This is a genomic window from Faecalimonas sp., assembly GCA_029264305.1.
Lineage (GTDB): Bacteria > Bacillota > Clostridia > Lachnospirales > Lachnospiraceae > Faecalimonas.
The window spans coordinates 107,476-127,861 of record JARICA010000022.1 but is presented as its reverse complement, the minus strand read 5'-3'; the positions used below and the strand labels follow the sequence as shown (position 1 = coordinate 127,861).

Here is a 20,386-nt window from a genome sequence, read left to right as displayed (position 1 = left end):
TTGGTTCGAGTCCAACTTGGGGAGTTTATTTAAGAATAGAAAAAAGAGTGTAAGGCTCCTTGGTCAAGCGGTTAAGACATCGCCCTTTCACGGCGGTAACACGGGTTCGATTCCCGTAGGAGTCATTTTAATTGAATATGCCGACATGGCTCAATTGGCAGAGCAGCTGATTTGTAATCAGCAGGTTATCGGTTCAAGTCCGATTGTCGGCTTTTGCTTATGCAAATGATAAGCGGTCTTTTAGGCAATGCATAAAAAAATTTGGACCTTTAGCTCAGTTGGTTAGAGCAATCGGCTCATAACCGATCGGTCCTGGGTTCGAGTCCCTGAAGGTCCACTTTTTTAAAAAATGAATATGGCCCGGTGGCTCAGTTGGTTAGAGCGCCGCCCTGTCACGGCGGAGGTCGAGGGTTCGAGTCCCTTCCGGGTCGTTTATATCGCTTAAACGATATACAATTTAATATCCCATGGGATCATAGCTCAGCTGGGAGAGCACCTGCCTTACAAGCAGGGGGTCACAGGTTCGAGCCCTGTTGGTCCCATTATGCCGCAGTGGCGGAACAGGCAGACGCACAGGACTTAAAATCCTGCGGGACTTATACTCCCGTACCGGTTCGATTCCGGTCTGCGGCATATCTTTAAGAAATATGTGGGCGTAGCTCAGCTGGATAGAGCGTTTGGCTACGGACCAAAAGGTCGGGAGTTCGAATCTTCTCGCCCACGTACCTTAAATTATAAAATACACTAATCTTCAAAGATTAGTGTATTTTTGTATAATCAAGAAAAAATGGGTTTAAGTCAATGGTTGTGATGGGTAAATGGTTCTGTTCTAGAAGATTTTAATTGTGCAAAACGCATAAAAAGATGGAAAATATATTTACAAAAAAGTGATAATGCACTAAAATGGTGGTATTAGATAAGAATACGGAGGTAGTGCATTATGAAGGGAAATGTAATCGTAGGACAATCAGGAGGACCAACAGCGGCAATTAACTCCAGTTTAGCTGGCGTATATCGTACAGCTAAAGATAGAGGCGCAAAAAAAGTATATGGAATGCGCTATGGAATACAAGGATTATTGGAAGAACAATACATTGATCTTTCAGAGCATATTACAAACGAATTAGATTCAGAAATCTTGAGAAGAACACCAGCGGCATATTTGGGCTCTTGTAGATACAAACTTCCAGAGATTCATGAAGATATGGCTTTGTATGAGAAAATTTTTGAAATTTTAAATCGTTTAGAAATAGAAGCATTTATTTATATTGGTGGAAATGATTCTATGGATACGATTAAGAAATTATCGGATTATGCAATTATTACAGGACAGCCAACTAGATTTATTGGTTGCCCAAAAACAATCGACAATGATTTGGCATTGACAGATCATACACCTGGATTCGGAAGTGCGGCAAAATATATAGGAACATCAGTTAAAGAAATTATTTGTGATAGCTTTTGCTTAAAATATAATAAAGGATTAGTAACTATTGTTGAAATAATGGGAAGAAATGCAGGGTGGCTTACAGGTGCTGCGGCTCTTGCGAAAGGAGAAGATTGTGAAGGTCCGGATTTGATTTATTTACCAGAACTTACTTTTGATGTGGAAAAATTTATGGAAAAAATAAAACAACTTTTATTAAAAAAATCATCAGTTGTAGTTGCAGTTTCAGAAGGAATTAAATTAGAAGACGGACGGTATGTATGTGAATTAGGAGCAAATGTGGATTTTGTAGACGCCTTTGGACATAAACAATTGACTGGAACAGCAAGTTATTTAGCAAGTCGTGTTGCAAGTGAGCTTGGTTGTAAAACGAGGGCCATTGAATTAAGTACATTACAAAGAGCAGCTTCCCATTGTGCTTCTAGAGTTGATATTTTAGAGGCGTATCAAGTTGGTGGTGCAGCAGTAAAAGCAGCCGATGAAGGTGATTCAGGTAAAATGGTTGTGTTAGAAAGACGTTCTGATGATCCGTATCAATGTGGTACGGAAGTAAAAGATGTGCATAAGATTGCGAATGATGAGAAGGTTGTTCCAAGAGCGTGGGTAAATAAGGAAGGAACATATGTGACAGATGAATTTGTTACTTATGTCAAACCACTTATTCAAGGCGATGTAGCTCCAGTGATGGTAGATGGAATACCAAGACATTTAAATAGACCAAGATAAATAAAACTAAGGGCAAAGTAGAAAGACTTTGCCCTTAATTTAAATTTGTTGATAGATTTTTGTGCAAAAAGCTATCTTGATTTTAAAGAAAAAATACAGTATAGTAAAATTACTTTCATATCTAAAATGTTCAATTCAATTTAATTTCTTAAATAATTCCATTAAAAAATAAAGTTATATAATAGAAAAGGAGGTGTAGCAGAGCTTTGGAGGAAGAATATGAAGTGATTCGATTTTTGGAAAGGGATGGGCAATGTTATATTGCATCTGCGTATGTAGAAGGAATGACGTTGTATCATTGGATAGAACTTCATGAAGAAATAGAAAAGGAAAAATTAGAAAAATGGATTAGGGAGTTACTTAGACAGGTTACTTTGTTTAGAAAGCAAAAGGGAAATCCAAGTTATACCCATTTAAATCCATATCATATAATAATTATTCAGGAAAGTGAAATAAAACTTTTATATTTAGAAGAAGAATATATTCCTTTGCAAAGGAAATTTGAAAAACAGTTTCAGCCAGATTCCACAATAAAAGATGTTGACTTTTATTGTTTAGGAAAAACAATTCAATTTATCATGGCCCATCTTAAATGTGTGCCAAGTCTGAAAAAGAGAGAGGAAATAAAACTCTTATCATTTACAAAAAAATGTCTAGAAAAGAATCTAAAAAAACAATTCAAAAGTGAGTTTCCATCAGAAGAAAAATTTTCAAAACAAAATAATGGGTATATAAAAAAATGGATCATAATTTTTTCGGGAGTCATTTTATTGACTGTTCTTATGAAATATTTGCCAGAAAAGAAGCCTGTTCCTTGTAAAAAGGATGATAATTCTTTTCAAATAGGTATGTATTACTTTTTGGAGAGAAAGGACTATAAAAAGAGTAACATATATTTTCAGAAGGCAAAAGACAAGGGAAAAAATATAGAAGATTATATACAATTATCTCGTTTTATGATGAAGCAATCAGAAAACGAAGAGATAGAACATATATTATCAAGGATAAAGAAAGAGGCAGAAAAAGAGGACAATATAGGAAAAAAATTAATGGTAGCTAGAGTCTGTATATTGCAAGAAACAGAAAAATCATATAAGTGGATTGTAGAAATGCGTTTGAATAATTTGGAAGAACTTTCGGAGGAATTAAGAAAAGAATGGAATGAATATAAAGCGTTGGCGTACGAAAAACTTTCGTTGTGGAAAGAGGCGGGAACACAGTATAGGAAATTAAGTGAACAAGAAGAAGAAAGAAGAAAAAAAGAAGAAATTTATAAGGAAAAATATATTGAGATGGATATTAGTTATTTGAAAGAATTATGGAAAGAAAAAAATTATAGTGAAGAGGAAAAACTAAAAATTTTACATAATATAATGGAAAAAAATCCTCAAATAAAAGAAACAGAAATATTTAAACAATTTGTGATGGAAAATCAAATTCAATTATAGGAGGTATGTATGAATAAAAGAAGGTTAGGAGTACTTATTTTGATTTTAGTTATTCTTTATGGATTGAGTGGAGTTGTCGCAGCAGAAGAGGAGGAAAAAAATGTCCGTATTGAGTATGAAGAGCCTAATGGGAAAAATCAATATTATATAAAAAAACCAACAATAAATATTTATCATGGTGGAAAAGAATTATTCACAAAAATACAATTACAGATTGACAAGGAAATATTGTTGGAGAAAAGTTTAGATGAAAAAGAAAACAGTGTTCAGATAGATGAAAATATATTTAAAGAAGGACTGCATAAATTGATAGTATGGCAGGAAAATCAAAATGGGGAAGAGATAGAAGGGACAAGATGTGAAAAAGAATTCAATATTGATACAATACCTCCGGAAGAAGTTGAATTTCAATATGAAGGCATGGGGAAAGGAGAAATTTTATATTTTCAAAAAGAAACACTTGTAAAATTGAGAACTATGGATCAAGGTTCAGGAATAGAAAATATGTTTTATCAAATAGAAGGTGATCAAGAGAAGAAAGAAAAGGCAGAAGAATTACAACTTAAACTTTCAGAAAATTTCCAAGGGAAGATTACTGCTTGGGCAGAAGATTTTGCAGGGAATAAAAGTAAAGTAACAGTATCGAAATATATTGTGTGTGATATGCAAAAGCCAGATATAGTAATACATACAGATTTAGAAAAAGGAAAGTGGTATTCAAAGAATATCAATGCAACTATCGAAGTAAAAGATAGAGGGAATTCTTCAGGAATAGAATCAATACGATGTTATTTTAATGGGAAAAGAATCAAAGAGATTGAAAAACTTCCTGAGTTTTGTCGTGAAGAAAAGTTTGATGTGCAATTAAAAGAATTAGGGGAACTTATGATTGAAGCAAGGGATTATGCTGGGAATATTACTTGGGAAAAACAGCAAATTCTCATCGATAAAGAGAAACCTGAAATTGTTATAAGTGGAAGTTATCCTAATATGATTACAAGTAAGATGGTGAAAATAGAAATCTGTGTACAGGATGCAAAAAAATTAAATACAACATCTGTTACACTGAAAAAAAAGAATGAAGCAAATGAAAAGATCGTATTAGAACAAGCAGAAAATCAATTTGTAGAAAATCAATGGAAGACAGATTTAGAAATAGTAGAAGATGGGATATACACAATAGAAGCAAAGGCAGTAGATATGGCAGGAAATGTGGAAAGGAAAGAACAACAAATTATTATAGACAAAACGAATCCAATCATTAAACATGTAGATGAATTAAATGGTAAATGGTTAAAGCGTTTTGAGTGGACATATCCTGTCTCAGACTTTATATTTGATTTAACAAAGTTTCGATATGAAATTCGATTAGATGGGAAATTGCAACCGTTGTATTTTTTAGAATCACAAGAAGGTAAGCATATTTTTTATGTAAAAGCGACAGATAGTGTGGGGAATGAAGCAATAGCAAGAGCAGAATTTATGATTGATCATACGAAGCCGGAAATATTTATTGAAGGGATTAAGGACTATGAAACGTATGAATCAGCTGAAATAAAAATAGGTGTAAAAGATGAAACGGAAAAATTGCAAGGGGTGTGGATAAATGGAGAAAAGCAAAAGATAGATGTGGATAGTAAAGTATTTCGTTTTGAATCGAAAGAAATTGGAGAGTATATGATAGATGTACAAGCAATTGATCTAGCTGGAAATCAAGCAGAAAAGAGAATACATTTTTCTATTGAAGAAAAGAAAAATATGTTAGAAAAGATTTTTAAAAAAGTGGAAAAAGAAGAACAAAAAAATAAAGAAAAAAGTGGAAAAGAAAGTAAAGTAATGTACATTGTAAGTGGAATGGTAATCTTTATGGCAATGGGTGTTTTTCTGTGTTATCAGAAGAAAAAAAGACCTTATAAAAGGGAGGATGCCGAGTAACCACTTATGCGGTTCTCGGCATATATTATGAAAAAGTTTATTCAAAATAGTATATTATACTAACTAATTGGCTTGTTATTTATTAATGTTTCATTTGATAGTATTAGTATATGCGAAAGAAGTGAAGAAACAGTGTTAAACAAATGAAACTTTTTTGAATGATAAATGAACAAATTATGAACAACTATTTTCTAAAAGCAAATTCTGGGAGTCCATTTTTCATAGGGATTTCCACTTCTCCCAAGATAAGAGGTTCAGCATACTCGATGAAATCATTGCTAACATCTGCACCATCTTGTGTAATCCAATTTTCAGGAACGCCCTTTTCTTTGTTGCAAATAGAATTAACATCTTCTATAGTACATTCCATACTGTATGGTTTAGAAGAAACTCTTTTAAATGCAACCATTTTTCCAGTTTCACCTGCTAATGCAACATTTACTCCAAAAGCACCTCCAGCGATAGCTTCATCTAAGTCTGTTTTTGATAGACAAGAAGAAGAACAACGTTGACTTACATTTAATTCGACAGAACGTACTTTGACACCTAAACGTTCTTTTACTAAATTTTCTAAGTATTTTCCAGAGCCAGTAAGCATTTTATGGCCAAAAGTATCCACACCTACATCACTTCCGTATTCGCAGATAAAAGTTCCGTTTTCATCATGAATACCTTCTGATACACAGACGATGATATTTGATGTTGTTTCCAAAGCATTTTTCACTTTTTCGATAAAAGTTTCTTGATTGAATGCAACTTCGGGAAGATAAATGAGAATCGGATTATCTCCATCAAATTTTCTAGCTAATGCACTCGCAGCAGTGAGCCAACCAGCATGGCGCCCCATAATTTCTACAATTGTAACAGATTTTTTATTGTCATATACGGAAGCATCAATAGAGATTTCACGTACAGTTGTGGCAACATATTTTGCAGCACTACCAAATCCAGGAGTATGATCTGTTTTTACAAGATCATTATCGATTGTTTTTGGGATACCAATAACACGGATATCACTTTCAATAGATTTTGCGTATCTGGACAATTTGCTTACAGTATCCATAGAATCATTTCCACCAATATAGAAAAAATATCCAATATTATATTCATTAAATTTTTCAAAAAGTATAGGATAAATAGGGTCAGATAAGTCTTCTGGAAGTTTAAAGCGACAAGATCCAAGATAAGCACCAGGTGTTGTTTTTAATAATTCAAGTTCACCGGTAGATACGAGGGGACTCATTTCAATCATTTCGCCATGTAGAAATCCTTCGATTCCGTTTATCATTCCATACACAGATGAAATAGATTCAGATTTTTTTAAAGCTTCAGATACAACACCATATAAGCTCCCATTAATTACAGCAGTAGGACCTCCAGATTGGCCTACAATTATATTTTTCATATAAAATTCCTCCTAAGTATTTCTCGTTCCAAATAAATATTTTTAATTACCTATATAATATAAAGGAAAATGGGATAATTTACAATAATACAGTTGGAAATTATACGAAAATACATTATACTATATAGTATTGGTATAAACGGGAGGTATAAGATGAAGTATCTAACTTTTGCAATCCCTTGCTACAACTCAGCAGAATATATGAGTCATGCAGTTGATTCTATTTTAATTGGGGGAGAAGATGTAGAAATTTTAATTATTAATGATGGGTCGCAAGATGAAACATTACAAATTGGTAAGCATTATGAAGAGAAATATCCTAGTATTGTTCGAGTGATTGATAAGGAAAATGGTGGACATGGAGATGCAGTAAATTTTGGATTAAGAAATGCGACAGGAAAATATTTTAAAGTAGTTGATAGTGATGATTGGGTGGACGAGCAGTCATTGAAGCGTATATTAGATACACTGCATACTTGGGAAGAAGAGGAACAGGAAGTAGATATGCTTGTATCTAATTACGTGTATGAAAAAGTAGGAGTGAAAAATAAAAAGGTAATTCATTATAGGAATGTTTTGCCAGAAAACAAAATTTTTGGTTGGGATGAAGTGGGACATTTTGGAATTGCGCAATATATTTTGATGCATTCGGTTATTTACCGTACAGAACTTTTGAAATTAAATCAATTAAAATTGCCGAAGCATACATTCTATGTAGACAATATTTATGTATATTATCCTTTGCCACATGTAAAGAAAATATATTATTTAGATGTGAACTTTTATCGTTATTATATAGGTAGAGAAGATCAATCTGTAAATGAAAAAGTTATGATAGGAAGAATAGATCAGCAAATTTTTGTTACGAAGTCTATGATTGATATGTACTATTTGCGAAGAATAGGCAACAAAAAGTTAAGAAATTATATGATTAATTACCTTGCGATCATGATGACAGTTTCTTCTATATTATGTATTCGTTCTAAGAAAGAAGAAAATTTAGAAAAGAAAAAAGAACTTTGGAATTATTTAAAAACAAAAGATTATAAAGTATATTGGAAGATTCGATATAGTATTTTAGGACAAACAATTAATTTGCCAGGAAAATCAGGAAGAAAGATTTCCTCTTTTGTATATATTGTGGCAAGAAGATTAATTGGATTTAATTAGTATGCATGAAAGAGTTAAATCTGTCATATATATACCATAAGAAAAAGTTTGGATAGATATATGAATGGGCAAAAATTGGAAAATGTGCTAAATTTGGCATTAGATGCAACGGAGGAAGAAAGAGCAAAATCACTTGAGTTAGATGTTGGGTATAATCCTATTGAAAGAATATGGGATTTAATCGTAAAATATTCAGGAAATTTAGATAAGGCTAGAGAAATAGGTGCAGAAGTAGTTGAATTGCAAAATGAGTTTGCGATTATTACGATAGAAGAATCTAAGATTGAAAGATTGGCTCTTTTTCCAGAAATAGAATATATTGAGAAACCAAAAAGATTATTTTTTCAAGTGGTTAATGGAAGACGGGCATCCTGTATTACTTCAGTACAGAATGCTCGTCCATTTTTATTTGGAAAAGGAATTCTTGTAGCGGTGATTGATTCGGGCATATCGTATGCGAATGAAGATTTTAGAAATGAGGATGGGAGTACACGGATTAGACTGTTGTGGGATCAGAGCATTTCAGGAAATCCTCCATCACATTATAGTATTGGGACAGAATATACGTCAAAACAGATCAATGAAGCGTTGCAACAGAAAAATAGAAGTGAACAGTTGCAGATAGTTCCAAGTATAGATACATCCGGACATGGAACAGCAGTGGCTGGGATTGCAGCAGGCAATGGAAAACAAAAAGGGGTTGCTATCGAAAGTGATTTGATTATTGTAAAGTTGGCAAGTCCAAGAAAAGATGGATTTCCGAGAACGACAGAGTTAATGCAGGCATTGGATTATGTTGTGAGAAAAGCAAAAGAATTTGAGATGCCAGTTGCGATTAATATGAGTTTTGGAAATACCTATGGAGCCCATGATGGAACAAGTCTTTTGGAGAGATTTATAGATAATATTTCGAATTATTGGAAAAGCGTTATTTGTGTTGGAAGTGGAAATGAAGGTGCTAGTGCAGGGCATACTTCAGGAAAAGTAGAGGAAGGAAAAGACACAATTGTGCAATTAGCTATACAGGAAAACGAACAAACAGTGAATTTGCAATTGTGGAAATCTTATTCAGATGTTATGGATATTTCAATTATTTCCCCATCGGGAATTAAAGTTGGCCCGATTCAAGAAATTTTGGGTTCGCAAAGATTTAGAATAGGAGAAACAGAACTTTTGATTTACTATGGAGAACCAAGTCCCTATAGTACAAATCAAGAAATTTATATTGATTTTCTTCCAAAGAATAAATATATTATGTCTGGAATATGGAAAATTGTTATGACTCCGAAAAAAATAGTTACAGGAATATTTGAAATGTGGTTACCAAGTGAAAGCGTATTGAATAAGGGAACAGCATTTTTATATCCAATAGAGAGAAATACCATTACAATTCCCTCTACAGCTAGTCAAGTGATATCTGTCGGTGCGTATGATGCGTTAACATTTACTTATGCAGATTTTTCGGGGAGAGGTGGAGAAAAAATTCCAGATGTGGTTGCACCAGGTGTAGATATTTTGGCTCCCACAAGAGATGGAACATATGAAGAAGTAAGTGGTACGTCTTTTGCAACACCATTTGTAACAGGTGGGGCGGCACTATTGATGGAATGGGGAATTACAAAAGGAAATGATTTGTATCTATATGGAGAAAAAGTAAAAGCATATTTGCAAAGAGGAGCAAGGCCTTTGCCAGCATTTAAAGAATATCCCAATATACAAGTAGGATATGGAGCGTTATGTGTGCGAGATAGTTTTCCGGTTTAAAAGAAAAGGTGTCATTATAGGCACCTTTTTAGTATGTAGAAAATTTACAAAGTTACAAAAGTTGGTATGTGTCCAGTATAAGTTAAAAACTTTTCTAAAATATCAGAAGTTTTTATTTTTAGACTAGAAGTATTTATACAAGGATGACAACCGATATAATCATCTTCTAATAGATCGTTATCAATAATTAAATTAACTTTTTTTTCAATATCATTCATTAGCCCAAGAATACTGACAGAGCCTGGGGTAATGTCTAAAAATTTTTCCATAAAGTCTGCTTCAGCAAAGGAAAGTCGAGAGACACCCAGTTGTTTTGATAAATCTTTTGTAAGAAATTTTTTGTTTCCAGGCATCAAAAGGAGAAAAAAATTTGTTTTTTGCCGGTTACAGAGGAAAAGGTTTTTGCACATAGTTACTTGAAGTTTTTCATCAATTTTTTCACAAGCCTCCATTGTGTCGGCAATTCCGTGGTCCATACGTTCAAAAGGTATTTGTAGTTTTTCTAATAATTCATATACCCGCATTTCCTTTGGAAGTCGATTGGTGTCTGCGGGAGAAGTTGTAAATATTTCATCCATGGTGTGAATCCTCCTTATATATATCTTCTGTTAGTATAGACAATTTCAGAAAAAATGACAAGTTGAAGAAGAAAAATGTTCGTGATAAAATAATGAGCTAGAAGAACTAGAAAAAGAGGAAAAAAATGAGAAAACTATTAAAATATTTAAGACATTATAAAAAAGAAAGTATTATAGGTCCTTTGTTCAAATTGTTGGAAGCTTGTTTTGAATTAACTGTTCCGATGATTATGGCAAAGATGATTGATGTGGGAATAAAAAGTCAAAATATGTTGTTTGTGTGGAAAATGGGATTGATTTTAGTTGTTTTTGGTGTACTTGGGCTTGTATGTTCTTTAACTGCACAATATTTTGCAGCTAAAGCATCGGTAGGTTTTGGAACTGAATTGCGAGAAGATTTTTTTAGACATATCGGAAAATTTTCTTATCGGGAATTAGATATGGTTGGCAATGCAACACTTGTAACAAGAATGACAAGTGATATTAATCAAGTGCAATCGGGAGTAAATCTTGTATTAAGGTTATTTTTACGCTCACCTTTTATTGTAGTAGGTGCAGTCGTCATGGCATTTACTATTAGTATCAAGCTAACATTCATTTTTATTGTAGCGATACCGCTGTTATCTGTAGTTATTTATGGGATTATGCTATGGACCATTCCACTATACAGAAAAGTACAGAAAAATTTAGAAAAGATTATGTTAATGACACGAGAAAATCTTTCTGGTGTTCGTGTTGTTCGGGCATTTTGTATGCAAAAAAGGGAAGAGGAAGAATTTGAACAAGAAACAGAAAGCCTGATGAATATGCAGATTTTTGTTGGAAAAATATCGGCACTTTTAAATCCAATGACGTATCTTATTGTAAATGGAGCAACAATTTTAATTGTATGGTTTGGAGGTAAAGAAGTATATTATGGAAATCTTTCGCAGGGGGAAATAGTAGCTCTTGTAAACTATATGTCGCAGATTTTACTTGCTCTTGTTGCTTTGGCAAACTTAATTATTACTTTTACGAAAGCAATGGCATCTGCAGAGCGAGTTGATGCGGTATTGGCATTGAAACCTTCTATTCAAAATGGGACTGAAATGGGGATAGAAAATAGTGAAGTACAAATTGAACTAAATAATGTTAGCATGATGTATCACAATGATAAGGAAGAAGTATTAAAAAATATTAGTTTTTCTGTAAGAAGAGGAGAAACGGTTGGGATTATTGGGGGAACGGGTTCGGGAAAAACGACATTAGTTAATCTTATGCCTCGATTCTATGATGTGAGTTCTGGAAGTGTAAAAATAGATGGAAAAGATGTAAAAGAATATGATTTAAAAGCATTGCGTACAAAGTTTGGTATTGTACCACAGAAAGCAGTTTTATTTCATGGGACAATTCGTGATAATATGTTAATTGGAAATGAAAATGCTTCCGATGAAGAAATTTGGAAGGCACTTCGAATAGCTCAGGCAGAAGAGATTGTAAAAGAAAAGGAGAAACAGTTGGATGCAGTTATTCAAGAAGGGGGAAAAAATTTATCTGGAGGACAGAAACAACGTTTAACAATAGCTAGAGCTTTGGTGGGAAATCCAGAAATATTAGTTTTGGATGATAGTACATCGGCGCTTGATTTTGTAATGGATGCAAAATTAAGAAGAGCTATAGATAAACATACAAATTCTATGACGGTTTGTATTGTTTCGCAAAGGGTAATGTCTATGTTGACAGCAGATAGAATTTTTGTCTTAGATAAGGGGAAACTTGTTGGGAGTGGAACTCATGAAGAATTGTTGCAAACTTGTGAGGTTTATAAAGAAATATGTTCTTCACAGCTTTCTAATAAGGAGGTGAATGTTCATGCATAAACAATATGATACAATGAAACGAGTAATTCGCTTATTGAAACCATATTGGCCAAGGTTGATTCTGTCATTAGGATTTGCTGTACTAATGGTAATTGGTACGCTTTATACACCGATTCTAATCGGACAGGGAATAGATTTGATTTTAGGAAAAGGAAAAGTGAATTTTCAGGGAATAGAGCATATTTTAATCAAACTGGTAGGGGTAACTGTTATTACTAGTTTAACGCAATGGTTAATGAATTTATGTAATAATAGAATAACATATCATATTGTAAATAATGTTCGCACAGATGCTTTTGTACATTTGCAAAAATTACCTTTAAAATATATTGATTCTCATCAATATGGTGAAATGATGAGTAGAGTAATTACAGATGTAGAACAATTTTCGGATGGATTATTAATGGGATTTTCTCAATTATTTACTGGAATAATCACTATTTTAGGAACACTTATTTTTATGCTATCAATACATTTTCAAATCTCGTTAATAGTTATTCTGATTACTCCTCTTTCTTTTTTTGTAGCTGGTTTTGTAGCGAAGAAAACATATATATTATTTCAAAAACAATCAGAAGTGAGGGCAAAAATGACGTCTCTCACTGATGAAATAGTTGGAAATCAAAAAACAGTACAAATATTTGGGTATCAGGACAGGGCGCTAAAGCGTTTCAAAAAAATCAATGAAGAATTAAAAGAATGTAGTGTGAACGCAATTTTCTTTTCTTCTATAACAAACCCTACTACGCGATTTATTAATGGACTTGTGTATACTGGTGTGGGAATTTCAGGGGCAGTTTTTGCTATTCATGGAGGAATTAGTGTGGGACAATTATCCAGTTTTTTGAGTTATGCAAATCAATACACAAAACCATTTAATGAGATTTCCGGTGTTATCGCGGAATTACAAAATGCATTGGCATGTGCGAATCGTGTGTTTGATTTTATGGAAGAAAAGGAAGAAAAAGAGGATCCAAAAGAAAAAGAAGTTTTAAACAAAGTAGATGGTAATGTGGAATTAAAAGAAGTTACCTTTTCTTACGAATCGGGAAAAGAATTATTGAAAAATTTAAATTTAAATGTACAGACAGGACAGAAAATTGCCATTGTAGGTCCTACAGGATGTGGTAAGACAACATTGATTAATCTTCTTATGCGGTTTTATGATATAGAACAGGGAGAAGTGATAGTTAGTGGAAGAAATATACAAAATATAACTAAAGATAGTCTTCGTGAAAGTTACGGAATGGTTCTACAAGATACATGGCTGAAATCATGTAGCATTGCTGATAATATTGCATATGGAAAACCGAATGCAACAAGAATAGAAATTGAGCAGGCTGCAAAGAAAGCGTTTGCACATGAGTTTATTCAACGTATGGAAAGAGGATATGATACCGTCATTGAGGAGGATGGGGGAAATCTTTCTCAGGGGCAGAAACAGTTGATTTGTATTGCGAGAGTAATGCTCAAACTTCCATCTATGCTTATTTTGGATGAAGCAACTTCATCCATTGATACAAGAACAGAGGTGAAAGTACAAAATGCTTTCCAGAAAATGATGAAAGGAAGGACAAGTTTTATTGTAGCACATAGACTTTCGACAATACAGGAGGCAGATTGCATTTTGGTAATGAAAGATGGAAATATCATAGAGAAAGGAAAACATGAAGAATTATTAGAACAAAATGGATTTTATACGAAATTGTATAATAGCCAGTTTAGTTAACTCTAAGAGGAGAGAGAAAAGTATGTCAAATTCAATTGCAAAGGAATTCAAATTTTTTTCGTTGTTACAATTTGCGTTTCCTACAATGATAATGATGGTATTTATGTCATTGTATACAATTATAGATGGGATTTTTATTTCAAGATTAGTTGGAACAGATGCACTTTCGGCAACGAATATAGTATATCCGGTAATTAGTTTAGTGATTGCAGTGGGAGTTATGTTGGGAACAGGAGGAAGTGCCATTATTTCAAAGAAAATGGGAGAGAAGAAAGAACAAGAAGCTAGGGAAGATTTTTCGTTTATTATTCTTTCGGGAGTTGTTATCGGAATTATTTTTATGGTAGTCGGAAATATTTTTATTGATCAGATTTCTAGAATGCTTGGAGCAACAGACACACTTAAGGAGTATTGTGTTGGGTATCTTGGCATTTCACTTTTATTAGCCCCAGCTTGTATTTTACAATTATTATTTCAGACTTTTTTCGTTACAGCGGGAAAACCTACTTTTGGACTCGTATTGACAATAAGCGGTGGTATTGCGAATATGGTCTTGGATTATCTGTTTATGGGGATAATGGATATGGGGGTAGAAGGTGCAGCACTTGCCACGGGAATAGGACAATCCATACCAGCCTTGGTTGGAGTGATATATTTCTTTTTTGTGCGTCATTCGTTGTATTTTGTTAAACCTAAAGTAAGATGGTCCGTTTTGGCTGAAAGTTCTTTTAATGGAGCATCGGAAATGGTAACGAACCTTTCAGGTGCTATTGTAACTTTTTTATATAATATTGTGATGTTGAAGTTGGCAGGAGAGGCAGGAGTTGCAGCAATTACTATTGTATTATATGGACAGTTTTTATTTAATGCACTGTATATTGGATTTTCCATGGGAGTAGCACCTGTAATTAGCTATAATTATGGAAGTGGAAATAATCGAATGTTGAAAAAAATTTTTAAAATCTGTATTTCATTTATTATTGTTTCCTCAATTCTTGTTACAGTGTTTGCATTTATTATGTCACCGATAATCGTGAAAATTTTTACACCTGATGGCACAAAGGCATATGAACTTGCAAAAACAGGATTTTTTCTGTTTTCATTAAATTTTATTTTTGCGGGAATGAATATTTTTGCTTCTTCTATGTTTACGGCATTTTCAGATGGAAAGACTTCAGCACTAATATCTTTTGTTCGAACATTTATTTTAATTGTGATAAATATATTAATTTTACCTATATTAATTGGAGTAAATGGGGTATGGCTTTCAGTACCTTTAGCAGAGTTTATGAGTATATTTTTGTCAGGATATTTCTTTGTAAGAAAAAAAGAAAAATATAATTATATGTAGAGAGAAAATATTTATTGACAAATAAGAAAGAAACATATATTTATATAAATATATCAATGCGAAAGAAAATGGGAGGCGCCTATGATTGAAATTAAAAACCTTACCAAAGTGTTTAAATTAAACAAAAAACAAATGAAGGAATCAAAGACAAAAAGGAATACAAAAGTTGCTGTAGATCAGTTGAGTTTAACTGCAAATAGTGGGGAAATTTATGGTTTGCTAGGACCGAATGGTGCTGGAAAGACAACAACACTTAGATGTATTGCCACAATTATAAAGCCAACAAGAGGAGAAATTTATGTGGCAGGGCATGACGTTTTAAAAGAGGCAGAGGCTGTTCGTAATAGTATTGGTTTTTTGACAAGTGATATTAAGTTAGATCCTCAGTTTTCTCCAGATTATATGTTTGATTTTTTTGGAAGATTACATAATGTATCGAAAGATGTTTTGAAAGAGAGAAAAGAAAAGTTATTTACTTATTTTGGTATTAAAGATTTTGCACATAAACAGATTAAAGAATTGTCAACAGGAATGAAGCAAAAGGCAGCGATTGCTGTTAGTCTTGTACATGATCCTGAAATTGTTATTTTTGATGAACCGACGAATGGATTAGATATTGTTACAGCAAGGAGCGTTACGGATTATTTAAAAAAATTAAGAGATGAAGGAAAACTTGTCATTGTTTCTACACATATTATGTCAGAAGCAGAAAAACTTTGCGATAGGATAGGTGTAATTATTGATGGAAAGAAAGTAGCAGAAGGAACACTTAAGGATCTGCTAGAGGAAACGCATACAGATGATTTAGAAGATGCTTTCTTTGAATTATATAAGAGAAAAAAGGAGGAAGCATAAATGAATGGAATGAAAGAGATTTTTAAAAAAGAAATTGTTCGTGTATTTAAAGATAAAAAAATGGTATTTTCTGTATTTGTTCTTCCAATTGTTGCCATGCTTGGAGTTTTGTATTTGATGGGAAATGTTATGAGTAATATGCATGATGATATTGAAGCGCATCAATCAAAAGTATATATACAAAATAAACCAGCAGGATTTGAAATGTTTTGTAAGACGACAAAATTGGATATGCAAATAGAAAATGCAGACAAAACTATGGAGAAAAATATTAAACAGGAATTAAAAGATGGGAAAGCAGATTTGTACATTGTATTTCCAGAGAAATTTGAAGAACATATTCAAAATTATAAAGAAGGTGATAAAGTACCAGAGATAACTGTTTATCATAATCCATCGGAGGAGTATTCTCAAGCAGCATATAATAAAATAGGTGTACAGGCACTTGAGGGCTATAGACAGACACTATTGAAGGTGAGAATTGGAGATATGAGTAGGATTTCGATTTTTACTGTAAATGCTGATACACAAGAGACGATTATTCAGGATGATAATAAGGCAAGTGGAAAGGCGCTTGGAACAATGCTTCCATATCTTTTAACACTTCTTTTATTTGCTGGAGCAATGTCAATTGGAACAGATATGATTGCAGGGGAAAAAGAGAGAGGTACGATGGCTAGCCTTTTGGTTACCCCAATAAAAAGAAGTTCTATTATTTTTGGAAAAGTATTTGCACTTATGGTAATTTCAGGAATATCAGCAGTTGTTTCTGTTGTAGGTATGGTTGTAGGGATGCCAGTCATTCAAGAGCAGATGATGGGTGGAGCAGAGCAAGGAATGAGTATGCAATGGAGTGCGAAACAAATCATTATGTTAGCTGCCTTGATTATTGCATTGTCATTTTTATATGCAACAATTATTGCCCTTGTATCCGTATTTGCGAAAACAATTAAGGAAGCAAATGCATTTGTTATGCCAGTTTATATGATTGTTTTGGTCGTTGGATTACTAACTATGTATACAACAAAAGAACCAACAACGCTTTCGTATTTTATTCCATTTTACAATAGTGCTATTGCATTACAAGGAATCTTGACTCAGGAAGTGTCAATGATGCAGTATGGGATTACGCTTTTTATTACGTTAGGCGGAGGTATTCTTTTGACTGGTGTAATAGCAAAAGCTTTTGAGAGTGAAAAAGTAATGTCATCATAAGAAGTAAAGAAAGTCGCATATATTACTACAGATAGCGGTAGGAGGGGTAGTAGTATATGCGACTTTGTGAATTGAGGGAAAAGGAAGTAATCAATTCTTGTAATTGTAAAAGGCTTGGTTGTGTGGTAGATTTAGAAGTAAATTTTTGTACTGGAAATGTGGAGGCAATTATTATACCTGGGCCAGGAAGAATATGCGGATTTCTTGGAAATGATACAGAATATATTATTCCCGTTGAATGTATAAAAAAAATAGGAGAAGATATTATTTTAGTCGAAATAAATGAGGAAAAATTCTTGAAAAATTGTAAATATTGACAAGTTTTAAGTGAACTTATATACTAAAGAAAATAAGTGAAAAGAGGGAAGAAACATGAAATGCCCATATTGCAATCATGAAGATACAAGAGTAATTGATTCAAGACCTGCGGAAGACGGGACTTCCATTCGCAGAAGGCGTTCTTGTGATGAATGTGGAAAACGTTTTACCACATACGAGAAAGTTGAAACAATTCCGCTTATCATAATTAAGAAAGATAATAATAGAGAACAGTATAACCGCTCTAAAATAGAGGCGGGAGTTCTTCGAGCTTGCTACAAACGACCAGTATCAGCGGAAGAAATACAAAGAACAATAGATGCCGTTGAAACAGAGATTTTTAAGCGAGAAGAGAAAGAAATTTCGAGTAATATCATAGGTGAAATTGTTATGGAGAAACTGAAGGATTTGGACGCAGTTGCTTATGTGAGATTTGCCTCAGTATATCGTGAATTTAAAGATGTGAATACGTTTATGGCTGAGTTAAAGAAGATATTAGATAAATAATAAAGAAGCGGGATTATATCACACAGATTTTCCCGCTTTTTCATTTTATAACAGTTTTTTAAGAATGGTATCTATGATTACAGTTGCTACTTCATCTTTTGACATAATATCAAGGGAAATTTGATTTTCTCTTGTAATTAGAGTTACAATATTGGTGTCTGTACCAAAACCGGCACCGCTTTGTTTTAAGTTATTCGCTACAATCATATCTACATTTTTCTTATCTAGTTTTTTCCTAGAGTTTTCTAACATATTTTCAGTTTCCATTGAAAATCCACAAATAAATTGGTGTTCTTTTTTATTTTCTCCTAAGTATTGAAGAATATCATCTGTTCTTTCTAAATGGATAGAAAATGTATCGTCTGATTTTTTGATTTTTTCTCCAGAGATCGTTGTTGGCCGATAATCAGCTACAGCTGCTGATTTAATGATAATATCTTGTTCTTTTGCATGATTACATACAGCATCAAACATTTCTTTTGCTGATACAACCGGAATAACATGAACAAAAGGAGGAGGGACGATATTGGTTGGACCTGTAATTAATGTGACATCAGCACCGCGAAGCATACAATTTCTTGCTAGAGCATATCCCATTTTTCCAGTTGAGTGGTTAGTAATATAACGAACAGGATCGATAGCTTCTTGAGTTGGTCCAGCGGTAACAAGAACACGTTTTCCAATCATATCTTTTTCAAAAGCAATTTCTTTGAGAATATATTGGAGCAATACTTCAGGAGAAGGCATTTTACCTTTGCCAATATCTTCGCAAGCAAGAAATCCAGTATCTGCTTCAATAATTTCAAATCCATAATGTTGTAATTTTTTTAAGTTATCTTGTACGATAGGATTGCAATACATATTTGTATTCATGGCAGGGGAAATGATTTTTTTGCATGTACATGCAAGTACAGTTGTTGTTAACATATCGTCAGCAATTCCATTTGCCATTTTTCCAATTATATTTGCAGTTGCAGGTGCGATAAGAACAATATCTGCTCGTTTTGCAATAGAAATATGTTCGACTTTATGTTGAAAATTTCGATCAAACGTATCGATAAGACATTTATTTTTTGTCAGTGTTTCAAAAGCAATTGGATGAATAAAGTTAGTTGCATTTTCTGTCATGATTACTTGAACATTACAATGTAGTTTTACAAGCATACTTGCCAAATTGGCAATTTTATAGGCTGCAATTCCACCTGTTACACCAAGAACAACAGTTTTTCCTTTTAACATAATTTACCTCCCTAGTATTTTCTATGTACGATTGTAGCATAGTTTTAAAATGAAATCCAACGCTTTAGTAGAGAATAGTAAAACAAATATTGCGAGAAAGGATTAGGCATGCTATAATTACGCGGTATTGTATTGTATCTCGCAATGAGAATAATAACAAGGAGGAAAAAAATGAATAACACAGCAATTGGCAATAAGCCACACACACAAGTAAAGGGAATGGTTCAGGTTGCACTTTTCGCGGCACTGATTGTTATTATGGCCTTTACCCCATTTCTAGGATATATCCCGCTCGGATTTACAAGAGCGACGATTATTCACATACCCGTCATTATAGGTGCTTTAATATTAGGTCCTCAAAAAGGAGCGATTTTAGGATTTGTATTTGGATTAACAAGTTTAATTAATAATACAATGAATCCAACGGTCACTTCTTTTGTATTCTCACCATTTTATTCTTTGGGAGAAATTTATGGAGGAATTGGAAGCATTATTATCTGTTTTTTACCAAGGATATTAGTAGGAATTGTTCCATATTATGTATATCAGTTCATGATGAAAATTACGAAAAAATGGAAATCATCTATGATTTTTTCATTGGGCATTTCAGGAATTATTGGCTCATTAGTAAATACATTATTAGTTATGAATTTGATTTTTGTTTTCTTTAGAAAAGCCTATGCAATGGCAAATAATGTATCAGCGAAAGCAGTATATGGATTTATTCTTTCAATTATTGGAATAAACGGAGTACCAGAAGCCATTGTGGCAGGAGTTATTGTTACCTTTGTTGGAAGGGTACTGTTAAAGTCAAAAAGTGTGGTAGGTTAAGGAGAATAA

At 33.2% G+C, this 20,386-nt stretch carries 16 protein-coding genes and 7 tRNA genes; 20 read left to right on the top strand and 3 right to left on the bottom strand.

The features are described 5' to 3' along the window. Positions 1-53 precede the first annotated feature (53 nt). From ACY2U7_RS08705 to ACY2U7_RS08660, 10 genes are all read left to right on the top strand, one after another. Positions 54-125: transfer RNA gene (locus ACY2U7_RS08705), tRNA-Glu, on the top strand. Positions 126-139: 14 nt separating this feature from the next. Beyond that, positions 140-212 (top strand) — tRNA-Thr (locus ACY2U7_RS08700). Between the two features lie 51 nt (positions 213-263). Next, a tRNA-Ile gene (locus ACY2U7_RS08695) sits at positions 264-337 on the top strand. A 20-nt stretch (positions 338-357) separates the two neighbouring features. Continuing rightward, positions 358-431, top strand: a tRNA-Asp gene (locus ACY2U7_RS08690). A gap of 38 nt (positions 432-469) precedes the next feature. After that, positions 470-542 (top strand) — tRNA-Val (locus ACY2U7_RS08685). A 4-nt stretch (positions 543-546) separates the two neighbouring features. Beyond that, a tRNA-Leu gene (locus ACY2U7_RS08680) sits at positions 547-633 on the top strand. Between the two features lie 16 nt (positions 634-649). Next, positions 650-723: transfer RNA gene (locus tag ACY2U7_RS08675), tRNA-Arg, on the top strand. A 217-nt stretch (positions 724-940) separates the two neighbouring features. After that, entirely contained in the window at positions 941-2,173 is a 1,233-nt protein-coding gene (locus ACY2U7_RS08670; protein ID WP_461813076.1) for a 6-phosphofructokinase, read from the top strand. A 206-nt stretch (positions 2,174-2,379) separates the two neighbouring features. After that, positions 2,380-3,621: a hypothetical protein gene (locus ACY2U7_RS08665; RefSeq protein ID WP_461816248.1), complete on the top strand. Its 1,242-nt coding sequence runs from the start codon at positions 2,380-2,382 to the stop codon at positions 3,619-3,621. Positions 3,622-3,630: 9 nt separating this feature from the next. Next, positions 3,631-5,556, top strand: a complete 1,926-nt coding sequence (locus tag ACY2U7_RS08660; protein ID WP_461816247.1) for a hypothetical protein — start codon at positions 3,631-3,633, stop codon at positions 5,554-5,556. A 184-nt stretch (positions 5,557-5,740) separates the two neighbouring features. On the opposite strand, the gene ACY2U7_RS08655 is transcribed toward ACY2U7_RS08660, so the two are convergent. Further along, positions 5,741-6,961 carry a 6-phosphofructokinase gene (locus ACY2U7_RS08655; protein ID WP_461813072.1) on the bottom strand — a complete coding sequence of 407 codons (1,221 nt, stop codon included), beginning with the start codon at positions 6,959-6,961 and terminating at the stop codon, positions 5,741-5,743. Between the two features lie 153 nt (positions 6,962-7,114). Between ACY2U7_RS08655 and ACY2U7_RS08650 the strand changes: the two genes are divergently transcribed. After that, positions 7,115-8,131: a glycosyltransferase family 2 protein gene (locus ACY2U7_RS08650; protein WP_461813071.1), complete on the top strand. Its 1,017-nt coding sequence runs from the start codon at positions 7,115-7,117 to the stop codon at positions 8,129-8,131. Between the two features lie 60 nt (positions 8,132-8,191). Next, a complete protein-coding gene (locus ACY2U7_RS08645) occupies positions 8,192-9,895 on the top strand; it encodes a S8 family peptidase (protein WP_461813070.1) in 1,704 nt (567 codons plus the stop codon). Positions 9,896-9,939: 44 nt separating this feature from the next. Here ACY2U7_RS08645 and ACY2U7_RS08640 read toward each other — a convergent pair whose 3' ends face one another. Continuing rightward, the gene (locus tag ACY2U7_RS08640) at positions 9,940-10,473 is read right to left on the bottom strand and encodes a prolyl-tRNA synthetase associated domain-containing protein (protein ID WP_461813069.1); all 534 of its coding nucleotides are present in this window, start codon (positions 10,471-10,473) and stop codon (positions 9,940-9,942) included. A gap of 125 nt (positions 10,474-10,598) precedes the next feature. Between ACY2U7_RS08640 and ACY2U7_RS08635 the strand changes: the two genes are divergently transcribed. The 7 genes from ACY2U7_RS08635 (at position 10,599) to nrdR (ending at position 18,307) form a co-directional block, all read left to right on the top strand. After that, positions 10,599-12,332: an ABC transporter ATP-binding protein gene (locus ACY2U7_RS08635; protein ID WP_461813068.1), complete on the top strand. Its 1,734-nt coding sequence runs from the start codon at positions 10,599-10,601 to the stop codon at positions 12,330-12,332. Further along, entirely contained in the window at positions 12,325-14,061 is a 1,737-nt protein-coding gene (locus ACY2U7_RS08630) for an ABC transporter ATP-binding protein (RefSeq protein ID WP_461816246.1), read from the top strand. Before ACY2U7_RS08635 ends, ACY2U7_RS08630 begins: the two co-directional genes overlap by 8 nt. Before the next feature lie 22 nt (positions 14,062-14,083). Further along, entirely contained in the window at positions 14,084-15,412 is a 1,329-nt protein-coding gene (locus tag ACY2U7_RS08625; RefSeq protein ID WP_461816245.1) for an MATE family efflux transporter, read from the top strand. 81 nt (positions 15,413-15,493) lie between these two features. Next, a complete protein-coding gene (locus ACY2U7_RS08620) occupies positions 15,494-16,267 on the top strand; it encodes an ABC transporter ATP-binding protein (RefSeq protein ID WP_461813065.1) in 774 nt (257 codons plus the stop codon). Beyond that, positions 16,268-17,482 (top strand): ABC transporter permease, encoded by a 1,215-nt coding sequence (locus tag ACY2U7_RS08615; RefSeq protein ID WP_461813064.1) that lies wholly within the window; start codon positions 16,268-16,270, stop codon positions 17,480-17,482. It abuts the gene before it with no gap. 56 nt (positions 17,483-17,538) lie between these two features. Further along, a complete protein-coding gene (locus ACY2U7_RS08610; RefSeq protein WP_461813063.1) occupies positions 17,539-17,799 on the top strand; it encodes a PRC-barrel domain-containing protein in 261 nt (86 codons plus the stop codon). Positions 17,800-17,854: 55 nt separating this feature from the next. Continuing rightward, positions 17,855-18,307 carry a transcriptional regulator NrdR gene (gene nrdR / locus ACY2U7_RS08605; protein WP_461813062.1) on the top strand — a complete coding sequence of 151 codons (453 nt, stop codon included), beginning with the start codon at positions 17,855-17,857 and terminating at the stop codon, positions 18,305-18,307. Positions 18,308-18,352: 45 nt separating this feature from the next. Here nrdR and coaBC read toward each other — a convergent pair whose 3' ends face one another. Next, positions 18,353-19,546 (bottom strand): bifunctional phosphopantothenoylcysteine decarboxylase/phosphopantothenate--cysteine ligase CoaBC, encoded by a 1,194-nt coding sequence (gene coaBC, locus ACY2U7_RS08600; protein ID WP_461813061.1) that lies wholly within the window; start codon positions 19,544-19,546, stop codon positions 18,353-18,355. Positions 19,547-19,717: 171 nt separating this feature from the next. Between coaBC and ACY2U7_RS08595 the strand changes: the two genes are divergently transcribed. Further along, positions 19,718-20,377: an ECF transporter S component gene (locus tag ACY2U7_RS08595; RefSeq protein WP_461816244.1), complete on the top strand. Its 660-nt coding sequence runs from the start codon at positions 19,718-19,720 to the stop codon at positions 20,375-20,377. Positions 20,378-20,386 lie beyond the last annotated feature (9 nt).

Bases quoted from the DNA above. Each gene is read 5' to 3' on its own strand.
- ACY2U7_RS08670 (WP_461813076.1), top strand. From the start codon at position 941: ATGAAGGGAAATGTAATCGTAGGACAATCAGGAGGACCAACAGCGGCA.
- ACY2U7_RS08660 (WP_461816247.1), top strand. From the start codon at position 3,631: ATGAATAAAAGAAGGTTAGGAGTACTTATTTTGATTTTAGTTATTCTT.
- ACY2U7_RS08655 (WP_461813072.1), bottom strand. From the start codon at position 6,961: ATGAAAAATATAATTGTAGGCCAATCTGGAGGTCCTACTGCTGTAATT.
- ACY2U7_RS08650 (WP_461813071.1), top strand. From the start codon at position 7,115: ATGAAGTATCTAACTTTTGCAATCCCTTGCTACAACTCAGCAGAATAT.
- ACY2U7_RS08645 (WP_461813070.1), top strand. From the start codon at position 8,192: ATGAATGGGCAAAAATTGGAAAATGTGCTAAATTTGGCATTAGATGCA.
- ACY2U7_RS08640 (WP_461813069.1), bottom strand. From the start codon at position 10,473: ATGGATGAAATATTTACAACTTCTCCCGCAGACACCAATCGACTTCCA.
- ACY2U7_RS08635 (WP_461813068.1), top strand. From the start codon at position 10,599: ATGAGAAAACTATTAAAATATTTAAGACATTATAAAAAAGAAAGTATT.
- ACY2U7_RS08630 (WP_461816246.1), top strand. From the start codon at position 12,325: ATGCATAAACAATATGATACAATGAAACGAGTAATTCGCTTATTGAAA.
- ACY2U7_RS08625 (WP_461816245.1), top strand. From the start codon at position 14,084: ATGTCAAATTCAATTGCAAAGGAATTCAAATTTTTTTCGTTGTTACAA.
- ACY2U7_RS08620 (WP_461813065.1), top strand. From the start codon at position 15,494: ATGATTGAAATTAAAAACCTTACCAAAGTGTTTAAATTAAACAAAAAA.
- ACY2U7_RS08615 (WP_461813064.1), top strand. From the start codon at position 16,268: ATGAATGGAATGAAAGAGATTTTTAAAAAAGAAATTGTTCGTGTATTT.
- ACY2U7_RS08610 (WP_461813063.1), top strand. From the start codon at position 17,539: ATGCGACTTTGTGAATTGAGGGAAAAGGAAGTAATCAATTCTTGTAAT.
- nrdR (WP_461813062.1), top strand. From the start codon at position 17,855: ATGAAATGCCCATATTGCAATCATGAAGATACAAGAGTAATTGATTCA.
- coaBC (WP_461813061.1), bottom strand. From the start codon at position 19,546: ATGTTAAAAGGAAAAACTGTTGTTCTTGGTGTAACAGGTGGAATTGCA.
- ACY2U7_RS08595 (WP_461816244.1), top strand. From the start codon at position 19,718: ATGAATAACACAGCAATTGGCAATAAGCCACACACACAAGTAAAGGGA.